Annotated in this window: 12 protein-coding genes; 8 read left to right on the top strand and 4 right to left on the bottom strand. The window is 45.3% G+C overall.

Features of this window, described 5'->3' with window-relative positions:
• The first annotated feature begins 411 nt into the window (after window positions 1–411).
• Complete coding sequence (locus AC3RV5_RS01945) at window positions 412–1038, top strand: hypothetical protein (protein WP_489730318.1); 627 nt, start codon at window positions 412–414, stop codon at window positions 1036–1038.
• A gap of 180 nt (window positions 1039–1218) precedes the next feature.
• On the top strand, window positions 1219–1512 hold the full coding sequence (locus AC3RV5_RS01940; protein WP_489730317.1) for a DUF4242 domain-containing protein: 294 nt from the start codon (window positions 1219–1221) through the stop codon (window positions 1510–1512).
• 158 nt (window positions 1513–1670) lie between these two features.
• Here AC3RV5_RS01940 and AC3RV5_RS01935 read toward each other — a convergent pair whose 3' ends face one another.
• Window positions 1671–4721: an ATP-binding protein gene (locus tag AC3RV5_RS01935; RefSeq protein WP_489730316.1), complete on the bottom strand. Its 3051-nt coding sequence runs from the start codon at window positions 4719–4721 to the stop codon at window positions 1671–1673.
• A 231-nt stretch (window positions 4722–4952) separates the two neighbouring features.
• On the opposite strand from AC3RV5_RS01935, the gene AC3RV5_RS01930 reads away from it, so the two are divergent.
• Both AC3RV5_RS01930 and AC3RV5_RS01925 read left to right on the top strand, forming a co-directional pair.
• Window positions 4953–5768, top strand: a complete 816-nt coding sequence (locus AC3RV5_RS01930) for a methyltransferase family protein (protein ID WP_489730315.1) — start codon at window positions 4953–4955, stop codon at window positions 5766–5768.
• A 269-nt stretch (window positions 5769–6037) separates the two neighbouring features.
• Window positions 6038–7753, top strand: a complete 1716-nt coding sequence (locus tag AC3RV5_RS01925) for an alpha-amylase family glycosyl hydrolase (RefSeq protein ID WP_489730314.1) — start codon at window positions 6038–6040, stop codon at window positions 7751–7753.
• 100 nt (window positions 7754–7853) lie between these two features.
• On the opposite strand, the gene AC3RV5_RS01920 is transcribed toward AC3RV5_RS01925, so the two are convergent.
• Window positions 7854–9707, bottom strand: coding sequence for a glutathionylspermidine synthase family protein (locus AC3RV5_RS01920; protein ID WP_489732073.1), 1854 nt, complete (start codon window positions 9705–9707; stop codon window positions 7854–7856).
• A gap of 322 nt (window positions 9708–10029) precedes the next feature.
• Between AC3RV5_RS01920 and AC3RV5_RS01915 the strand changes: the two genes are divergently transcribed.
• The gene (locus tag AC3RV5_RS01915; protein WP_489730313.1) at window positions 10030–11112 is read left to right on the top strand and encodes a mechanosensitive ion channel family protein; all 1083 of its coding nucleotides are present in this window, start codon (window positions 10030–10032) and stop codon (window positions 11110–11112) included.
• Window positions 11113–11773: 661 nt separating this feature from the next.
• Window positions 11774–13762, top strand: coding sequence for a methyl-accepting chemotaxis protein (locus AC3RV5_RS01910; protein WP_489730312.1), 1989 nt, complete (start codon window positions 11774–11776; stop codon window positions 13760–13762).
• A gap of 668 nt (window positions 13763–14430) precedes the next feature.
• On the opposite strand, the gene AC3RV5_RS01905 is transcribed toward AC3RV5_RS01910, so the two are convergent.
• Entirely contained in the window at window positions 14431–16011 is a 1581-nt protein-coding gene (locus AC3RV5_RS01905) for a sugar porter family MFS transporter (protein ID WP_489730311.1), read from the bottom strand.
• Between the two features lie 490 nt (window positions 16012–16501).
• Between AC3RV5_RS01905 and AC3RV5_RS01900 the strand changes: the two genes are divergently transcribed.
• A complete protein-coding gene (locus AC3RV5_RS01900) occupies window positions 16502–17866 on the top strand; it encodes a GH1 family beta-glucosidase (RefSeq protein WP_489730310.1) in 1365 nt (454 codons plus the stop codon).
• Window positions 17867–17914: 48 nt separating this feature from the next.
• On the opposite strand, the gene AC3RV5_RS01895 is transcribed toward AC3RV5_RS01900, so the two are convergent.
• Window positions 17915–18058: a hypothetical protein gene (locus AC3RV5_RS01895; protein ID WP_489730309.1), complete on the bottom strand. Its 144-nt coding sequence runs from the start codon at window positions 18056–18058 to the stop codon at window positions 17915–17917.
• Window positions 18059–18772: 714 nt separating this feature from the next.
• Between AC3RV5_RS01895 and AC3RV5_RS01890 the strand changes: the two genes are divergently transcribed.
• Window positions 18773–19498: a hypothetical protein gene (locus AC3RV5_RS01890; protein WP_489730308.1), complete on the top strand. Its 726-nt coding sequence runs from the start codon at window positions 18773–18775 to the stop codon at window positions 19496–19498.
• Window positions 19499–19678: the final 180 nt, after the last annotated feature.

Here is a 19678-nt window from a genome sequence, read left to right as displayed (position 1 = left end):
TGACATACTCACCTAGCCACGTTTTATAGTTGGCTGATAAGCCAAACAATCTAGGCGGCTATTTGCGCTAATTTTAGAGGTTTCGCTGTACGGTTCTTAATCCCGCCCCGGGTGCTAACTTTGTAAAATATCTGCACAACCAACGTTTGCACTACACGTCTATAAATCATCTATAAACAATACATTTACCCTGCTTATCGTTCCAGCCTAGCTAAAATGTGTCGCGCTTCAGGTATGCTGGACGACTTGGCAGCCATCTGCTGGAGATAAAAATCAGCCAAACATCAAGGTAACTTCACCTAAGCTTCAAGCCCCACCACCGCACATACCCCACACTCTATATCTGCCTCAACCCAACTCAAGGTTGAGTCTGGTTTACACCCAACCGTTAAATCATATATGGAGTGAAAGATGAAAACTTTATCGCGAATTTTAGTCAGTACGGGTCTGGTTGTTCTGAGCTTACAGGTTATAGCAACTGAAGGTTTGCACAAAAGACCGCGTATGCAACGGGAATCCATTGAGGTCAGTGATCATTATATTTTCAACACTGACATTAAGGTGGCAGGAGCAACCATCTTAAAGCGAGATTTTAGGCGCCGCATCGTCACCGCCAATGTTGCCACTCATGCCTTGACCCCCAATGATGCTTACTCAGTGTGGTGGGCGGTATTTAACCACCCCCAGCATTGCATTCAGCCCTATCAGTGCCGTGTAACCGACTTGGAAATATTTGGTGGGGATCCCAGCGTCAAGGTGTCAGTATTCTATGGTGGGGGCTTGCTAGCCGACGCCGGGGGAAATGGCGCAACTTATCTGGAGCTAACACCTGGTCGTACACAACGAGAGCTGTTCGCCCAGACTAAAAATTACGGCCTGGCTAACTTACGGGGCGCTGAAATCCATCTGGTGTTACGCTCCCATGGTCCAACCGGTGATGGCAGCATTATCTCAGTTGCCGATCAGTTAGGCTCCGCACACCTTGCCTGTAACCCGGTGTGCACTGACGGGTTCGCCTCAATCCACTCCCGCCACTAGTGCTTTAATACACAGCAGGACAGCGCCGAATAAGGCGTTTTCCTGCTCTGTTACCCTCTATGCACCCCAATTTAATGATTACCTCCCCAGAATTAGGCGGTTACCGACACCTTGCCTGCGACATCTAGGCACAATTGAGCGTGCTTTCGCCCGAGTATAGGCTAATCTAACGAATAGATAATGGGTTACCCAGCAATCGCGAGAGAGGATGCTATGCCGCTGTTTGTGATAGAACGAGAATTTGCCCAACAACTTGAACTCGACACCAAGACGGTTAAAGATATTATCCGAATCAATGATGATAGCGCCGTGCGCTGGTTATATTCGTTCTTGAGTGCGGATAAGAAAAAGACTTACTGTCTGTATGAAGCCGCTAATGCTGCTTCAATCAGAGATGCGGCCAAACGCGCCAATATTCCTGCAGATTCGATCATTGAGATTAGCGAAACCATTCGTCCGGAAATGTTTGTCTAACAAAGGCAGTATTGACTATTGGCTCGCCAGTACACTCAGGGACTAACCGATTTGGTCAACGAGGGTCAGCAGATTGTTGCCGTTAACCAAAATCTGATTGAATCGACAATTATTTTTGCCTGGGGCGATCACCCCCAACACCTCAACTTCTTAGTTGCTCAACTGATCGGGTGCCCGTGTATGCTGACAAGGCCAAGAACGGGCCCTGCTCGCATAGCTAAAGCGCGTTTGTTCAAGCTTGGCATGCCCAATTGTTCACTAATCTTCAGCGCGTCGTCCAGCATTGATTGGGCATGGCGGCGATAATCAGTTTGTTGTGCAGCCAATAAACAGGCCGCGTAATCCACATAACAATGGGCTAACCAGGTGCTAAAACCCTGTTTACGGTTCATCTCTATGGCCCGCTCAAAATGCGACTTGGCCAAACTCCAATCTTGCATCGTGGTAGCCAGCATACCCAAAAAGCGATCGGCACTACCTAAGCAACTGACGCTAATTCCAATAACTACGTTGCAACCCGCAAACGGTTCAAGGTAACCGTAGAGCTTTTGGGCATAATGGCCATCTTGGAGCTGAGTGCATACTTCAGCCAGATAAGCCAAACAGGTGATCCACAGACCATCCCGGGGCAAAACTTGCAAGTCATCAACCAGCAAGGCATCAAAGATAGTCCTCGCCTTGTCATACTGGCCGAGCTCGCAATAGATTATCGCCAAACCTGGCTGCCAAGTGGCGCTGTCTGGTGTCGTTCGTACGAAATGTTCGACCATGGGTGCCAATTGGTCCAATTGTCCCAATTCACGTTTGAGGGTAAACATTTGTATGCCGTAAACGCCTTCACCGTCTTGCCCAGGCAACCAACGCCCCAGGGCTAAGGCGTCATTTGCATGCTGGGCGCACTGGGAGAACTGGCCTCTGGCACCCGCTAGCAGCCCCTCATATAAGGTAACGTAATATTGGTAAAAAGGCTGTTTGATCCTCAGTAATAGCGATAGTTGTTCGCCAAGCAGTTGCTCCAACTGGCCAATATGGCCCAATGTCAGCAGATCATGGCTTTGCCAAGCCAGGATTTCCAGCAGCAATAACAGATTGTCGCTTCGTTTCGCCAGACGCTTAGCTTCTTCGGCTTTAATTAGACTCGCTGGTAAAAACTGACCACGCTGGGGTTGCAGTTGATTGGCCACTATGCCTGCTATCAAGGCCCTAGCCAATAGTTCAGGATCCCCTATCTCCCTGGCTTTGGCTTCTGTTTCTTTTTGCAAATTAAGCGCGGCTTGAGGTTTGCCACTCATCATGTAGGCTCTTACCAAGGAACACATGATGCGCAATTTCAACAGGGCCTGGCCTTGCTTTAAACGGCTTAATACTCTGGTTAATACGTGTACCGCTTTGTCACCGGGCATTCCTGGACGCCACATCGCTTCCTCAAGACCTATTGCCGCATCAACCATGATCTCGGTTTCATGGGTTTGTTGGGCGAAATCCACCGCATCAGCAAATGTCACCATCGCTTGCAAACTTTCACCGGCCCTTAACTGCGTCCTGCCCAAAGCGTGGGATAGTTGGGCGAATTTATCCGGCCGGGCGGTGCGCAGTGCTTGGCTATAAAAACGACTGGCCACTTCATAACCCAATAGTCGTTCTGCGTCCTGGGCAGCCTCTGTGGAGTACCGTGTAGCCTGTTCGGACATGCCCAGAGGCGCCGCCAACTGAAAGTGATAGGCGATTTCCGCCTTATCGGCATTACGCTTGACCAACGCCTGGGCTAGCTTAGCGTGGAGCTGCAGCTTTTCTCGGCCCAATAAGGCCTCGTACAACGCCTCCCGAATTAGAGCATGTCCAAATTGAAACTCACCCATTGCTTGGCATTCTATTAGTTGGCCACTATGCAGCGCCGGCGCTAGTGTATCCAGTAAGGGCCCAACCTGCAGGCAAGTAATGGCGGCTAATAATTCCAGCTCAAAACGTCTGCCGATAACAGATGCTGAGCGCAATGTGTTTAGGGTAGCAGCCGGCAAATCCCGGCAACGCCGATTAATAATGGCCTTTAAGCTTGCGGGTAAGGTGAGCCTGGCACCGCCCTGGCGTAAATGGCGCAAAATTTCCAATAGATACAAGGGGTGGCCTTCGGTACGCTGATAAATTTGGCTGGATAAAGTGTCGGAGGCGTCCGGTAAATGGGTTTTTATTAACCGATTGCATGACAGCTTATCCAGATTACCTAGGCTGTGATGCTGAAAGTGTTGCAAACGGGACAATTCGCATAGGGTATCGTGAAACCTATGTTCTGCATGTAAATCCGTATTCCGATAGGTACCCAGGATCAGAGCGCGGCTTTGACTCAGTTGTGAAACCACAAATTCAAGCAAATATAAAGACGGCCTATCCGCCCTGTGTAAGTCATCAAAAATGAGTAATAAAGGTTGTTTCTGCGCGGCTTTTCTGAGCAACTCAGCCACGCAATGAAACAACTTGAAGCGAGTTTGTTCGATATTTTGCCCATTTTCTGGCAGCGGCTTGACGCTGGGTAAGCCAAACAGTTCAGGAACCAAATTGGCCAGCTCGCTGGCGTCGTTTTGGCAGACAAACTGCTGATCGCTAAACTGATCGACCAACATCTGCCGCCAGGGCCAATACGCCGGTGCCCCGGCATCTTCACGGCACCTTCCCCAGGACACCTTCATGTCTTTTTGGTGGCCTGTCAGCTCAAGTGTTTCAAGTAAGTGGGTTTTGCCTATGCCTGCAGGACCACTGAGCAAAGCTACCCCACCCGCTCCCCTTAGGCTTTGCTGCAAAAGGTCTCGCAGTTGGTCTAACTCTGCCTCTCGCCCGGTCAGTGATACATTGGGTAACAGTGCCGGTGCGGTGTCCATAGATAGGCTGGTGTCTGCCGCGCGCTGTGTAATCTGCAGCTCAGCGATAAAGCGAAAACCATGACCGCGAACCGTTTTAATAAACTGTTGACTGTCACCACTGTCGCCGATCGCATGGCGAGCCGCTTTTACACAACTTGACAGAGACGCTTCGGTGACAATCCTGTCTTGCCAAATGTGGGCCATTATTTCGTCTTTGCTTAACACTCTAGCCGAGTTTGCTAATAGCAAATGCAGTAACTTATAAACTTGCGGTTCGATGGGCTGCAATTGCCCGCGGTAAGTCAGTTCGACTAACTGGGTGTCGAGTCGACAGTCTCCGAATTGATATATCACCTGGTTATCCTAAATTCGCATTTTCTTATTAGGCCTGTTAGAAACATAAGTGACAGAACCGGATTAGTCGAACTTGTCAGCCAACCTCCAGCCAATCTTCAGGGTTGCTTCAAGTGTTCTTCATGTTAATCGTGGTCGTTCGATCTAGGATTGTGCCTACGATAACTCGCAATAAAATCGTAAACTTAATCTATCATTTATTCCCTGGGGTATAAGGGAACAGGAGACAACATGCACAATCCAATCCCTTCCACAGTGTCTATAACTAATTTAATCTTGGCCGCTGATCCCGACCAGAGTGTTAACCCGCCAGTCAGCTTGCTGGCCCGTTTACTGCGATTAGGTTACACCTTAGTCGCTTATGCCACCGCCATGTTAGCGCTGGTGTATTTTATTTTATTTATCAGTGATTTTTACATCCCAATAACGGTCAATTCCGGCCCATACACCCAGCCAGTTATTCCGGCAACCTTGATTAACCTGGGATTGCTCGCCCTGTTTGGTCTGCAACATAGTCTGATGGCCAGAGGGAAATTTAAAAACTGGCTTAAAACTTATTTTCATCCATCCGTTGAACGCGCCACCTACTGTTTAATGACCGGTTTGGTGCTGGGTTTTGTGTGTTGTAGCTGGGCCCCCATCGCCGGGCAAGTTTGGCAACTGGAGTCTAGCGTTGGAATCGCTGTGGTGAGATTAATTGGAGCGTTTGGCTGGCTGATGCTGGTTATAGCTACTTTCCAACTGGATCATTTCGAGCTGTTTGGATTGCGCCAAGTTTATTGTCATTTCACCGGTAAACCGATGCCCAGCTCGCGATTTAAACAACCAGGCTTTTACAAATGGGTTCGTCACCCGATTCAGACGGGTATCTTAATCGGCATGTGGTTTGTGCCCACCGCTACCCTCAGTCATCTATTTTTAGCCGGCGGGCTGACCACTTATATATTTGTGGGTCTGTATTTCGAGGAGAAAGACCTGATCAAGGAATTTGGACACACCTACCTTGAGTACAAACAACGGGTCGGCAAAATTCTGCCTTTCCTCTAAACATCAATGGGGGGCAAACGCTGCCTGCAGCCCAGTCAGGGTTGCCCCGCCAAAACATCATTTTTTAGCCTAGTGCCTAAATTCCCTCTGAATACGTATGCACAGCACTATCCTTCTTTTCATGATTAATCAATAATAAAACAACGACTTAAGACGCCAGTTGCAGTGCGCGTCACCCTGTTGATCACGTATTGTGAGCCCGTTATATTAACTGGGCGGGCGAGCAACAGGCATTTACTGATCAATGAGACTAGAAAAAGGAAGCTAGGGTGAAAAAACAGATGACGAGTTTAGCATTATCCATTTTGACAGCATTATCCATTTTGACTGCACTGACGCTTATAAACACGCCCCAGGCCACCGCTAAGCAAGAGCAGCAGCCACTTCAGCAGTTGGATCCCTTCTGGAACAATGCCATCGTCTATTTCATGCTGACTGACCGCTTTGCCAATGGTGACAAGTCTAATGATAAAACGTTTGACCGCCAGCAGGATGGTGCGGTACTCAGAAATTTTATGGGCGGCGATATCAAAGGGATCACCAACAAAATTGAAGAAGGTTATTTTGCCGACCTGGGCGTAAGTGTCTTGTGGATGACCCCTCTAAACGAACAAATCCATGGTTATTGGGATGAGGACTGGGGCAGAAGTTATTCCTTTCATGGCTACTGGCCAAAAGACTGGACCACTATCGACCCCAATTACGGCACCGAAGCGGATATGCAAAAAATGATCGCCACCGCCCATGCCCATGGCATGCGAGTATTGGCCGATGTGATCATTAACCACACCGGCCCGAAAACCGAAGTGGATGTGGCGTGGCCAGACGACTGGATCAGAACTCTTCCCACCTGCCAGTGGACAAGTTATGCCGCCAACGTAAACTGTGCATTGGCTCCCAGCCTAACGGATATTCGCACCGAATCAGATGCAGAGGTAGCCTTGCCCCCTTTTTTACTTGAAAAGTGGCGCAACGAAGGACGCCTAACCCAAGAGATTGACGAACTGGACGCTTTTTTTGTCCGCACAGGTTTGCCCCGCGCACCGAAAAATTACATCACGAAATGGCTAACAGATTGGGTCAGGGAATACGGCATTGACGGGTTTCGCGTGGATACCGCCAAACATGTTGAAGCTCAAGTGTGGCAAGTGCTTAAAGAGGAGGCCTCTTTGGCTTTCCAACAATGGAAGGTTAACCATCCCCAACAAGTACTGGATGACAAAGCCTTTTTTATGGTGGGGGAAGTAATGCATTTTGGAGTTGACGGTTTCAAAAGTACGGCACCGGGAACTCGCCTTTATGATTACGGTGACAAAAAGGTAGATTTTTTCGCCCACGGCTTTGATAGCTTGATCAATATGGGTTTTGCGACTCATGCCGCAAGTTCCATGGAAGAGATATTTAGCCGGTATTCACGGGAATTAAACCAGGGGCCCTTGCAGGGCGTGGGTATCATGAACTATGTGGTCTCACATGATGATCCAGAGCCTTACGACCCCGAACATAACACCCCTTATGAAACCGCACTAAAGCTGATGCTGGCACCCGGAGCGGTGCAAATCTATTACGGAGATGAATTAGCTCGTAATCTCACCTACCCGGATGCTGTGGGAGATGCTACATGGCGATCTTTCATGAATTGGCCAGACCTGGCTAAAGGCGACACTCAAGCGTTGCTGCAGCACTGGCAGAAGTTAGGCAAATTTCGCCAAGCTCACTTGGCAGTGGGTGCAGGTGTGCATAAGAAACGTCGCGACACCCCCTATATCTTTAGCCGTATATGGCAAAACACAGACAATTCAGACCAGGTTTTGGTGGGCATTGACATGCCCAAAGGTAAAAAGGTGTTAGCCGTGCATGGCCTATTTAAAGACGCCTCAGTGCTCAAAGACTATTACTCGGACACGTTAGTGACAGTGCACGATAACAAAGTCGAACTGGACACCCGCTACACTATTGTTTTGCTGGGACTACCCGCGCCCTAACCCGATAATCTGTCACTCCGGTTATTGGCCGCAACTATCTGGAGTACACCACACCGGCAAGGTTGTATTCCAGATAGAATAAATTGAATGCATGGCATAACTACAATGCTAAAAAGGCGTCGTCGTCCAGAGTGCGTAGTGCCATGCAATCACTGGTTTTAGTGATGATCATTGACGGGTCGACCCTGACGATCCCACCCGCATAATGCCCAGCGGCCGTGAAGGTGCAGATTTGCACGTAATAATCGTTGATTTTTGGTAGCGCAAACAACTGTTGATAAATCACTTTGCGTTCGCCAAACGCACCGTCTTTGTTGGCTAATATATGATTATCTGCGTCAATCAGCTGAATATTTTCTCCGCAGCGCCCCACTATAGGTTTGCTGACATAACCTGTGGCTATAAGCTCGTCACTGAGCTCAAAACTGGTATTGAGTAACAGTGGATGGTTTGGGAATAATGACCACAGTACGGGCAATATGGCCTTATTACTGGGGATAAGTGTCCACAGGGGTTCGTAAACCATAATATCATCGTTAAGCAGAACATCCGATAAATTGGGCACACCTTGTAAAGCATGTAGCTGATCATCTAGGCGGTAAATGTCGCTGGTGTTATCTTCATCACGCAACTGATTTAACGCCGTCTCCCACGCCCAAGTTTTCCATACCCATCGTATTGGGTTACCAAATTCATCGAGTATTTGCCCTTGTGCACCGAATGTTAATGAGCCCAAGCCAATGACCCGAACACAAGTAAAGCCAGCGGCTTCAATCGCTTTTTTCATGAACAGTGCGTGGTAATCTTCTTCTGCATCCACATCTTGCAATACATGCACTGTGCTATCGACCTCGCATGCCTGCCAGGCTTTTACTAGCTCTCTAAATAACTCTGCACCTGTATCAGCGCCCGTTTTTAAGCCAATGTGGCGAGCCCACTTACCCTGAACTTTACCGGCTTCCATGTAGCAGGATGCAGAGTCACAGTTATATTCGTATACCTTTAAACCGTGTTCAGTCATGGCGAAATCGAACCGGCTGGTAATCAATTGATTGTCACGGTTGTCCCAGGAGCGCGTTACCTTGGGCAAAATCGACTCGGGTAATTCAAAGGTGTGCAGTAGTTCCGGATGCTGCAAAACGTAATCGGTGGCATGCATGAATAGGCCGTGCAATTCGTCAGTGGCAGACTCCAAAGTTTCAAGGGCACTTTGTGACACGGCAAAGTATTTGAAATAATCATCTGGGTTGGAGCTCAACCAATGGCCATCCATCATAGTCACATAGGCGGCTTCATCTTCATTGGCAATATTTAACCAGGGATCATCGATGCAGGTTGAACTAGCCAGTTGGTGGGCTTTTAACTGATATAACTCAGCCACTGGCTCCGGCAACTTAACACTATAGCGCTCCTGATCTGTTTGAATTACCCAGCCTAAAATAGTTGAGCCACTATAGGCACATTTAAGCCAATAATCGCCTTTAGCCCCTATTTTGGCTTCGATTTCTCGGGAGTAGCGCGCGCCCTCTGGCCAGGGTTCAAAGTTCATATTTTGCTCTGCCACGCGGATTTTGTCCGGGAAGACTTCGGTCACAATGGCAATGTGACCGGTGTGCTCAAATTCACCGCCTTCGTCCCAAATCAGCAAACAGCCAGGTTCTGGATGGCGCGACGAACCGTTAGCAAAGGCGTAGAGAGGCAGTTCGGTGTGGTTAATCACATCGCGAATCGAACGTAGTTTGAATATTTCATAGGCCATGGACACATCATTAAAAATGAGCCCTAAATTGATGTACAGCCATCTGCGGGCAAACTCAACACATTGCCATTTGTACCCCATATAAATGCCGTCGTAATAACTACGAAATGCTTTGCGATTCGGATATTGAGCCTCATTTACCGTATCATAATCCGATGAATAAGCGACGACACCTTCGATAGTTGTGCCTTGCATGGCACCAAAGGGCAAAGAACGGGTTTTTATGGGCACAGACACAGGTATGATTCCTCGGTATAGGGTCTAGGGCGAGGGAGTTTTCACAACGCGCGATAGACTAGATAGTGGTTAATAGACTTCCCCGCATAGGAAAAAGTCACAGCAGCCATTTTATTTTGCTGTTATCGGCTGCTTGCCGATAAAAGTAAAAACGTAGCGGTCTTTTAAGGGAGCCCTATACACCATGAGAACATAGTCACTGCACTACGACTAACGTGCAACTGCTTTCAATGCACGATTCAGTTATACTTTTGAGCTTATATACCTGTGGAAACCAAACATGTTCGAGCAATTTCAAGCCGCTATTGCCCCATTATTAAATACCTTTGGCCAAGATCCTCATACCCAGGCGACGGTAGTTATCGTGTTTTCATTTGTGATTGCGTCGATCTTTAAATACGTCGTTATCGCGGGTTTAAAAAGACTGATGACTTCCAGCCAGGTGAATGTGGATAATCACTTCTTAGAGTTACTTCATTCTCCGGTGTATTTCAGTTTTTTACTGATTGGCTTTGCCAGTGCGACGCTTATTTTGAGCCCTGCAGTGACCTATCAACACATCATCTTTGCCATCCTGCAATCCCTGGCGATTATTATCTGGTCGGTCTTTTTGCTGCGGGCCAACCGGGTATTGTTGATCAGCATAGCCAGAAACCCCAAACGCCTTAATGCGATCAATAATAAAACCCTGCCGCTATTTCTTAATCTTATCAATATTATCATTCTCGTTTTGGCCGTGTACTTTGTGTTCTCAGGCTGGGGAGTTGACATGACAGCCTGGTTAGCATCGGCTGGCATAGTGGGGATTGCGGTGGGTTTTGCCGCAAAAGACACCTTGGCTAACTTGTTTTCCGGGGTGTTTATAATGGCCGATGCGCCCTATAAAATCGGTGACTATATTGTGCTCGATTCCGGCGAGCGCGGTGAAGTAACCCATATTGGTATGCGCAGCACCCGCATGTTAACCCGGGAAGATGTTGAAGTGACTATTCCAAATTCGGTCATGGGCAACTCGAAAATCATCAACGAATCAGGCGGCCATCATGAAAAGTCACGCTGCAGGATACCCATTGGCATCGCCTACAACGCGGACATCGACCTGGTGCGAGCGGTGCTGATGCAAATCGCCTTGGCAGAAAAAGAATACGTCTGCCTGGATCCTGAACCTCGAGTGCGCTTTCGCCGCTATGGCGCCTCTGCCCTAGAGTTTGAATTACTCGTATGGATCGACAAGCCAGCATTGAGAGGCCGAGTAGTAGATATATTAAACTGTGAAATTTTTAGGCTGTTTAAACAGCATGAAATCGAGATCCCCTATTCGAAACATGATTTGTATATTAAGGAGTTTCCGGCGCGGGAATAATTTGGCGAAACGGTGTGCGCTTAAGGGTGCAGCCATTGTTATATAGCAGCCGATCGAACCGATAAAACGCCAATACTACCCCTGCAAGGTCGGCTAGTGCTTTTTGTAAGAGTAGCGGATACTGCAGGGCAAAAAGTGAATGACATTCTTTGAATTAAAACCCGCTATAAGTTCAGGCTTAACTTTTTTTATTTTCGAAGCGTCACACTTTCCCGTTTCTTCATAATTCAATTTGTGAGCTATCAACGCCTTTAAACAAAACCATAGGTATTAATTTTGCCTATAACTAACATATTTTTTAAGGGCAAATATAATCTATTGCGTTTACCAAACTTACCTAATGTACTCGGGAGAAACTAAAATGGAACTCCTGCTGATCTAGTTCTGTTGATTCGATCCCTCCCAGTAATGTTAATTAAATGTTTATTTTGTAATTATCATGTTTATTTAAGGGGGCAGGCTGTCATCAAAATAGATTAATAGACCTTTTTTTCTAGAACTTTCGTCTAACATGAGCGATTGAAGTGATGTTTATAAAGGGCTAACCGTGTATCGTTTGAATGCCTGTTCGATTAAAGGTAATGGTTAAGATGGTTATTTTATAAATTCAACGTTTAATACAAGCGCAAATTTTTGCCTAGAGTAGGCTGAAAGGATATATATGGTTTTTTTAAGAAATTTGTCAATTCGATACAAACTGCTTTTTTTAGCGTTGACACCTTTAATTTTAGCATTAATTTTTATTTTGAATGGGGTGTTTAAAAATTATCAAGTGCTTACTTCTATGCAACAGGCCCAAACATTAGGAAACCTGGCAACAGCAGCTAGTCAATTGGTGCACGAACTGCAGAAAGAACGGGGCTTTTCGGCGGGTTACCTTGGTTCAAAAGGCCTGAAATTTGAAACAGAGTTAAACACTCAACTAATTGCTACTGATCTTCAATTAAATAATTATCAACAGTTGGTTGGTCAGCTTAAACGTGAAAATTATGACCAGCGGCTTTCCTCTTTGCTTTCATCTTTAGCACAACGCTTTAAAAAGCTTGGTGATATGCGCCGGGATGTTCGCCAGAAAACACTCCCCGTTGGCGAAGCTATTAGTTACTACACCTCAACAAATGCTTTTTTGTTAAGTATTAGCAGTATTATTTCTACAACCATTGATGAGCCCCGCATCAGCAACCAAATTTCTGCTTATTTGAATTTCTTGCAGAGTAAAGAACGAGCGGGTATTGAACGGGCGGTGCTAAGCAATACTTTTTCTACAGGTCAATTTTCAAAAGGAGATTTTCAAAAGTTTATTACACTCTTATCAGAACAAACTACTTACCTGAATGTGTTTTTGGATTTTGCATCACAAGAGCAATCAAAAGCGCTTGATGAGATTGTAACGGGACAGGATGTTGATGAAGTAGAGCGCATACGCAAGATTGCTTTACAACAGCAAGATAATTTTGGGATTGCGGCAACCCAGTGGTTTAAGGTCGCGACAGGTCGAATCAATCAATTGAAAAAATTTGAAAACCTACTCGCTGAACAGCTGATCCAATCTATAGAAAACGCAAAAGCGGATGCTGTGGGGAACTTGCAATGGCTTATCGCCCTTTCCACTGTGACTTTAATTATTAGTTTAAGTCTGAGTCTGTTTTTGCTGCGTCAAATTGGTAGGCAAATTAATTCTCTTTCACAGGCGATGATGGAAGTGCAACAGCAGTCAAATCTTACCTCCCGAGCTAAACAGCTGAGCACGGATGAATTAGGTATATTGGCTGCTGATTTCAATGAAATGGTTACACATGTGGCATCGCTAACGACCAATGTAGGAGACGCCAGCCGTGACCTCACTAAGATAGTGTCTGAAATTCTGAACATCACTAACACCGTAGACGACGAGGTTCGTTCAGGCTTGAGCCAGACAGATCAGGTGGCCGTAGCTATTAATGAAATGGAAGCCGCCGTGCAAGAAGTGGCGGCCAACTGCGCGGGCACGGCAGAAAAGTCTAGACTGGCACATGAAGCTGCAAATAGCGGAGAGCGACTCGTTAACGAAGCGAGTGAAGATGTGACCAAACTTTCAAATGAGATTGACCAATCAAAACGCATCATTCAGTTGGTAGCAGATGATAGCGATGAGATTGGTGGCATTTTGGATGTGATTAATGGCGTAGCAGATCAAACCAACTTATTAGCCCTAAATGCGGCTATTGAAGCTGCCCGTGCCGGTGAGCAAGGACGTGGGTTTGCAGTTGTCGCTGATGAAGTGCGCTCCCTAGCGAAAAAAACGGCTGAGTCTACTGCGCGTATTAAAGGAATGATAGAGCAGTTGCAAAGCCGCAGTAAACAAGCAGTCCAAGCAATGCTCAGTAGTCAGGAATCAACAAATCAAACGGTTGTAGGATTCCAAAGCGTACTCGCTCAATTAGAAAATATTACCAGTCAGTCATCACAATTGAGTGATATGAATTTACAGAACGCAGCAGCAACCGAAGAGCAGTCAGCGACCGTAGATGAAGTTAATCGAAATATCATAAATATCCAACAAACCTACCATAGCACAAATGAAAATGCGGCCTTGTTAAAGCAGACCGCCAGTAGTTTAGACTCGGTTGCAAAATTATTATCGGGAGAAGTCAGCCGTTTTATAGTTTGATTTTGTATTCACAAACACCCCCTATATGTAGAAAAACACTTGGGCAAAGATATAAACTTAGAGCGTGTTCAAAAAGTGTGAGCAAGCTCTAGTCGTTTGTAATTTCAGGTGCTTAAAACAGATCCTGTGAAACTGCCATTGGTCGCCAAAATAGTTAAATTGTTGTTTGAGATTGTCATAGCTAAGAAAGGCGGCAAACCTGACTGTGCCTTTTTCAATTCTGTTTTCTGAGGTTTATTGAGCACACGTATGTCAATCAACTTAAGGCTGACTAACAACCCTTCACACCTCTGAGGCAGTGGTGCATCTTCTTTTAATGAGCCTTAAAATCAGTGGGTGATAATTTACATTGCGTTGGCAGTTTGATGTTGTAATCCATCGCCTGGTGCATCGCCTAATTAAATTGCCACATCAGGCCATGCATATCTTTGAACTGGTTTTCATCAACCAAATTAAGCCCATCAAAAAAGCTAAGTTAAGCATATTGATGGAGGGAGCATTTTGCTATTAATCGCTAAGCCAACAAAAAAACAAACACAAAATAAAATTGGAATAGTAGATTGGCCTTAAAGGTCGCCTCATTATCTCGCTAAAACAGTTTTTTGGCCCCAGTAATTTAAAGCTGAAATGTAAAGGTGATGCGCCCTGCACTTAATACCCCCATTTAATCATACGGCCCCTTTAACCATTGCAGGGCCAATGAGATCCCGTTCTAGTTGTTCCAGGGATTTTCCTTTAGTTTCTGGGAGTTTTTGCCATACCAAAAACAGGCTGACACATGCACAGCCTGCATAAAAAGCAAAGGTAAATGTCGCTCCCATAGTCGCCAGCTCCCAGGGGAAAATCACCTGTACCATAAAACTGACCAAGCTATTGATAACACCAACTAACGACACGGCGAGGCCTCTGATATGGTTCGGGAAAATTTCAGAAAATAACACCCACATAACAGGGCCAAGTGAAAATGCAAATGAGGCCACAAATGCCAGAATACCAAATAAAATCAGAGTCGCATTAAGGTTAGCTGCCGCTTGAATAATAGCCCCTTGATTGCTCTGGAATTGCTGCTCTCCCAATATATTTATGACAGCAGTTTTAAAACTGACATCATTATCAAAAATAATATTCTGCAAACTGTTTAATTGGTTATGCCCCAATACATTTTGCAATTGGGTTAGAGTGTCTGCGGTGAGAACATAACTGGCCTGATAGTAGCCAATGGCACAAATGCCCATACTAATGATTACGCCCATAAGACCACCAAGCAACAAGGGCTTACGGCCGATACGGTCGATCAGCAACATGGCGACAACCGTAAAGAGTATATTAATAAGACCAACCCAGATCGCCTGGGAAAAAGCGGCATCCGTACCGACACCACTTTGCTCAAAGATGCTGGGGGCGTAAAAGTAAATCGCATTTACCCCGGATAATTGCTGAGCAATACCTACAATAAGTCCTATCATGACCGCAAATCTTAGTGATGGACCAAATAATTCAGTTAGCCGCTTTGCTAACGGTTGGCCTTTGCCTGTATTGTCTTTTATATCCTGTAGACACAGATCGATTTGAGTTTCATTGTGTCTTGGGTTTAAACGCTGCAAGACCAACCTGGCCTGTGCATCACGCCCCTTAACCACCAGCCAGCGAGGACTTTTAGGAATAGTAAATAATAGGCCGAAATAAAGCAGGGCCGGCACAACTTCCAGCCCAAGCATCCAGCGCCAGGTGTGTGTGGCAAGACCAAGATCAGCCACCCACTGAGCATCTAGGTGACTGATTTGCAATATGTAGTAGTTTGCAAAATAAGCAGCTGACAAACCGAATACAATATTTAACTGATTGATCGAAACCATTTTCCCTCGGCTCTTCGCGGGACTAATTTCGGCGATATACATAGGCGCGATAATTAAACAAGAAAATGCTAAACCCCCGATAAAACGAGCAGCCACCAGCATCATAAACGTTGACGAAAGCGCAGAGAAAATAGCACTCACAAGGTAAAGCAAGGCAATGATCATCAGGGTATTCCGCCTACCGATCGCGTCACAGACATAACCCGCAAGGAAGGTTGCCAGTATTGCCCCTAAAGTAGGTGCCCCGACTATCCATCCCTGCTGCCAGGGGGACAGACTAAATTCAGTACTAACCAAACCAAGGGTGCCTGAGATAACCGAAGCATCAAAACCAAATATAAATCCACCCAGTGAAATGATGAGAGTAAAGTTTAATGCGGGATTAGATTTCATACTGGCTACTCTTGGTTGGACAGATTGAACGGTAAATTCATTGTAAGCGCTTTCATTTGCATACATCAAGACTCAATCAATAATTCACCCACAGTATCATTAACAAAATAAAAACACTTGAATTACATTGACAGAATCCGTAACATTCCGTGAAAGCGCTTACATAGGTAATCTGTAGGACCAAGAGCCCAACCTTACATGTGCAATACAAAACAAGATTGATCGCAGGGTTGAACGACAGCCCAGACATAAACAGTAGTTAGGACAACTCAGGCGTAATTTGCTCTGTAATAATCCCAAATAGAGTTTATGAAGTCAGATATATCCACGTTATAAAAGCGCTTACACAAGTGGTATTATTGTGAAATATTTCTCATTGCAAAGCAGTGTGCAAACAGGGTTTGGCGTTAATGACACCGTCTCAGGTGTATCGAGAAACCACAACCTGTCTGCCTACTTAATTTTAATTGTTTAGGAAAGTAATAGTCTTATGGATATAAAGATTTCGCCGGATTCTGCGTTTGCAGATCCGACATTTACCATAGGAGTCGCTACATCTTCTTTTCAAATTGAAGGGGGCGCAGACCACCGAGAACCCAGTATTTGGGACACTTTTTGCCAAAAGCCCGGTGCCATACGTGATGCCAGCCATGGTCTATTAGCTTGCGAACACATTAAATACTGGCGTGAAGACATAGAAATGATTGCATCGTTAAATGTTGATGCCTATCGATTTTCGATTTCTTGGCCCAGGGTGATGAATACCGATGGCTCAGTGAATCAAAATGGCTTGACCTATTACATCGATATTCTTGACGAGCTTAACACTCGTGGTATAAAGCCTTATGTGACTTTATACCACTGGGATCTACCCCAGTCACTCGAAGACAACGGCGGCTGGTTGAATCGAGAGACCTCTTATCAGTTTGCTCAATACGTTGAAGTCGTTTGTAAAGCATTTGGTGATCGAGTTTTTTCCTATGCAACCTTAAATGAACCGTTTTGCAGTGCCTATTTAGGTTACGAAATTGGCGTACACGCCCCAGGAAAGGTCGGTAAACAATATGGCAAAAAGGCGATCCATCACTTGTTGTTGGCTCACGGCTTGGCGATGGAGGTGCTTGACCGATTAAGTCCAAATACTGAAAATGGTATCGTCTTAAACTTTACACCGTTTTATTCAGCCAGCGAATCTATCGCCGATCAGCGAGCGACAGAACTAGCCCATACTCATTTTAACGATTGGTATATTCGCCCACTGTTGGCAGGCCTGTATCCTGATTTATTAGAGAGTTTGCCCGCTGACCATCAGCCTGAAATACACGACGGCGATATGGGTATTATTTCTTATGCCATAGACTATTTAGGGGTTAATTATTATACGCGTAATGTGTGTCGCGACGATAGCACTGACGATCCTGAACAATTGCCACCGGCACAAGGCAAAGAGGTTACCGCTATGGGTTGGGAAGTATATCCCCAAGGACTGTGCGACTTACTGGTACAAATGCATAACGATTACGCTCTACCGCCCATATTAATTACTGAAAATGGCCTGGCCAGCGACGATGTCATAGAAAATAACCAGATTAATGACCAACAACGTATTCGCTATTTACAAACCCATATGGATGCCGTCATGAAAGCCATCAAACAAGGTGTCAATATTAAGGGGTATTTTGTCTGGAGTTTGATGGATAATTTTGAGTGGGCAGAGGGTTATGAAAAACGCTTTGGTATCGTTCATGTCGATTATGAAACCCAAAAACGCACATTGAAAAACAGTGCACTGGCGATCCAGCAAATGCTGACATCTCGTAAAGTGCATAACCAGAAACCTGTAATTACCATTTAGCCACCGGCTAGCCGGTAACGTGCACCACTTCGGCGATAAAATACCAGCCTAAAGCGCGCGATGAAATAGAACTTTGCCCACCCGCGCAATGTGCTCGCGTAAACCGGCATTCTCAATTTGCGCATAAATGGATAGGTCAATTTGGTAGGGAAGATCCCACTGTTCTAATTGTTCGGCTATTTGAAAGAGCATATGTTGATCTAATTGTGCCCCCTTATTACAGGCGGATATACTAAACCATTACAGTTAACCGCAGGATCACAAGAAACAATTTGTTCGCTCTAATTATCTCTTGTCAATCATGTATTCGTAGATTTAAAACGAAGACAATCTAGTCTGCTACCCCAGTAAAATTGGCCATAAAATCAACCTAGTGATGTAATTAAAAAGAAGACAAAATTAACACGTTGATGTTATTAAATTTATTGGTATTAGCGTAATACCCGATTTGATAATACAAAATTGTACAGCGTGATTAACTTGGCGGTCGGTGCAGAACGCTCAATGCCAATGTACATCTTCTATACCTTGCTTTTATCCGAAACGTAACAGTTGCGGTACTTTGAAGATTTTAGCTTATTTGACCATTTCAGACCCAAAGCAAGCATCTCTTCGGCGCGGCTCCGAAGGTTTGATATAGGAATACGTTCTTCCATTTAGAAAAGTCCCGCGTAAAAGCCAAGACTTGGTTAACGGTCATAACGTTATTCAATAAACATAATCTGGATTATCCTTTCCGATTCCGGGCATTTAATTGCTGCACTGTATATATTGGACTTGCGGGGTAACTTGAATCTTCAATTAACGCAGACTATTGTTTATTTAACTAAAATCTCTGGTGACCCCCTAGTCAAAAAATTTGGAAGTTTAAGAGACACCGTAATCAACGAGTAGGGAAAGCTGGCTATGTTGAACAAATTTTTAGAGGTACTAAGACTCCGGCAAACAAAGGATAAGGATGAAGCAGCACGAATGGAAAATACAAACAGGTTTGCAACTCTCGAATCAAATATCTGTGATCAACTAGGCAAATTTCCAGCGAAAGATAGTGCTACTGGATCACCTGACAGTGTAAAAGAAGCTTTTTCGCATTGGAGCGCGTTAAATCAGCAGCGTTACATCAACACCAGTCATCATATCCATTTTACCCTCGAAAAGAGTCACGACACATTTAAGTTATTTATGCAGATATTTATTGCTCTGACAGCCTTTTTTGTCGCAGTGTTCAGTGGGAAATTTGGCTCGTGGAAACATGAGTATCAAATATGTCAGACTAAGGAATCTCTATATTGGCCAATCGTAGGAATAGCCGCCTCGTTTATAGCCTACTTATTATTTTGGGGGTATAAACATTACAAATTCAGAGGGATCGAGCACAGTCAATTAGGTGTTTATTTTAAGGACTACGATAAGCCCTCAAAGAGCGGATCTTTCTTAATGCCATTGATAGTGTCATGTATCGTTGGTGCCTGCTTCTATGCTTTGTGGAGCGGGCTTGGCGTAATGGTAGATGAAGAAGAATGCGCGACAGCGATCAAGGCTCACGAACAAAGCGCAGAATCAACACCACCGGCACAGAATACTAAAAATATAGTAGTAGAGCAGCCAACTGCAACTAATAAGGAAGGGTGAGGATGTCCAAGCTTTATGTGCCATGTAGCATAGTATCCATCGCTAAATATTTAATTGGGTAACTGCGGGGGAAGAGCAGATGAAAGGTATCTTTTTGTACCTCAAACAGTCGATTAAATTAAAGTAAGCTAATGGCTGAAATCACTTAGATCTTTTATTCAAAATACACGCAATTTTTGT

The sequence above is a fragment of the Paraglaciecola sp. IT1134 genome (genome assembly GCF_058068185.1).
This window is presented reverse-complemented; position numbering and strand designations above follow the sequence as displayed.

Bases quoted from the DNA above. Each gene is read 5' to 3' on its own strand.
- AC3RV5_RS01945 (WP_489730318.1), top strand. From the start codon at position 412: ATGAAAACTTTATCGCGAATTTTAGTCAGTACGGGTCTGGTTGTTCTG.
- AC3RV5_RS01940 (WP_489730317.1), top strand. From the start codon at position 1,219: ATGGGTTACCCAGCAATCGCGAGAGAGGATGCTATGCCGCTGTTTGTG.
- AC3RV5_RS01930 (WP_489730315.1), top strand. From the start codon at position 4,953: ATGCACAATCCAATCCCTTCCACAGTGTCTATAACTAATTTAATCTTG.
- AC3RV5_RS01920 (WP_489732073.1), bottom strand. From the start codon at position 9,707: ATGCAAGGCACAACTATCGAAGGTGTCGTCGCTTATTCATCGGATTAT.
- AC3RV5_RS01915 (WP_489730313.1), top strand. From the start codon at position 10,030: ATGTTCGAGCAATTTCAAGCCGCTATTGCCCCATTATTAAATACCTTT.
- AC3RV5_RS01910 (WP_489730312.1), top strand. From the start codon at position 11,774: ATGGTTTTTTTAAGAAATTTGTCAATTCGATACAAACTGCTTTTTTTA.
- AC3RV5_RS01905 (WP_489730311.1), bottom strand. From the start codon at position 16,011: ATGAAATCTAATCCCGCATTAAACTTTACTCTCATCATTTCACTGGGT.
- AC3RV5_RS01900 (WP_489730310.1), top strand. From the start codon at position 16,502: ATGGATATAAAGATTTCGCCGGATTCTGCGTTTGCAGATCCGACATTT.
- AC3RV5_RS01895 (WP_489730309.1), bottom strand. From the start codon at position 18,058: ATGCTCTTTCAAATAGCCGAACAATTAGAACAGTGGGATCTTCCCTAC.
- AC3RV5_RS01890 (WP_489730308.1), top strand. From the start codon at position 18,773: ATGTTGAACAAATTTTTAGAGGTACTAAGACTCCGGCAAACAAAGGAT.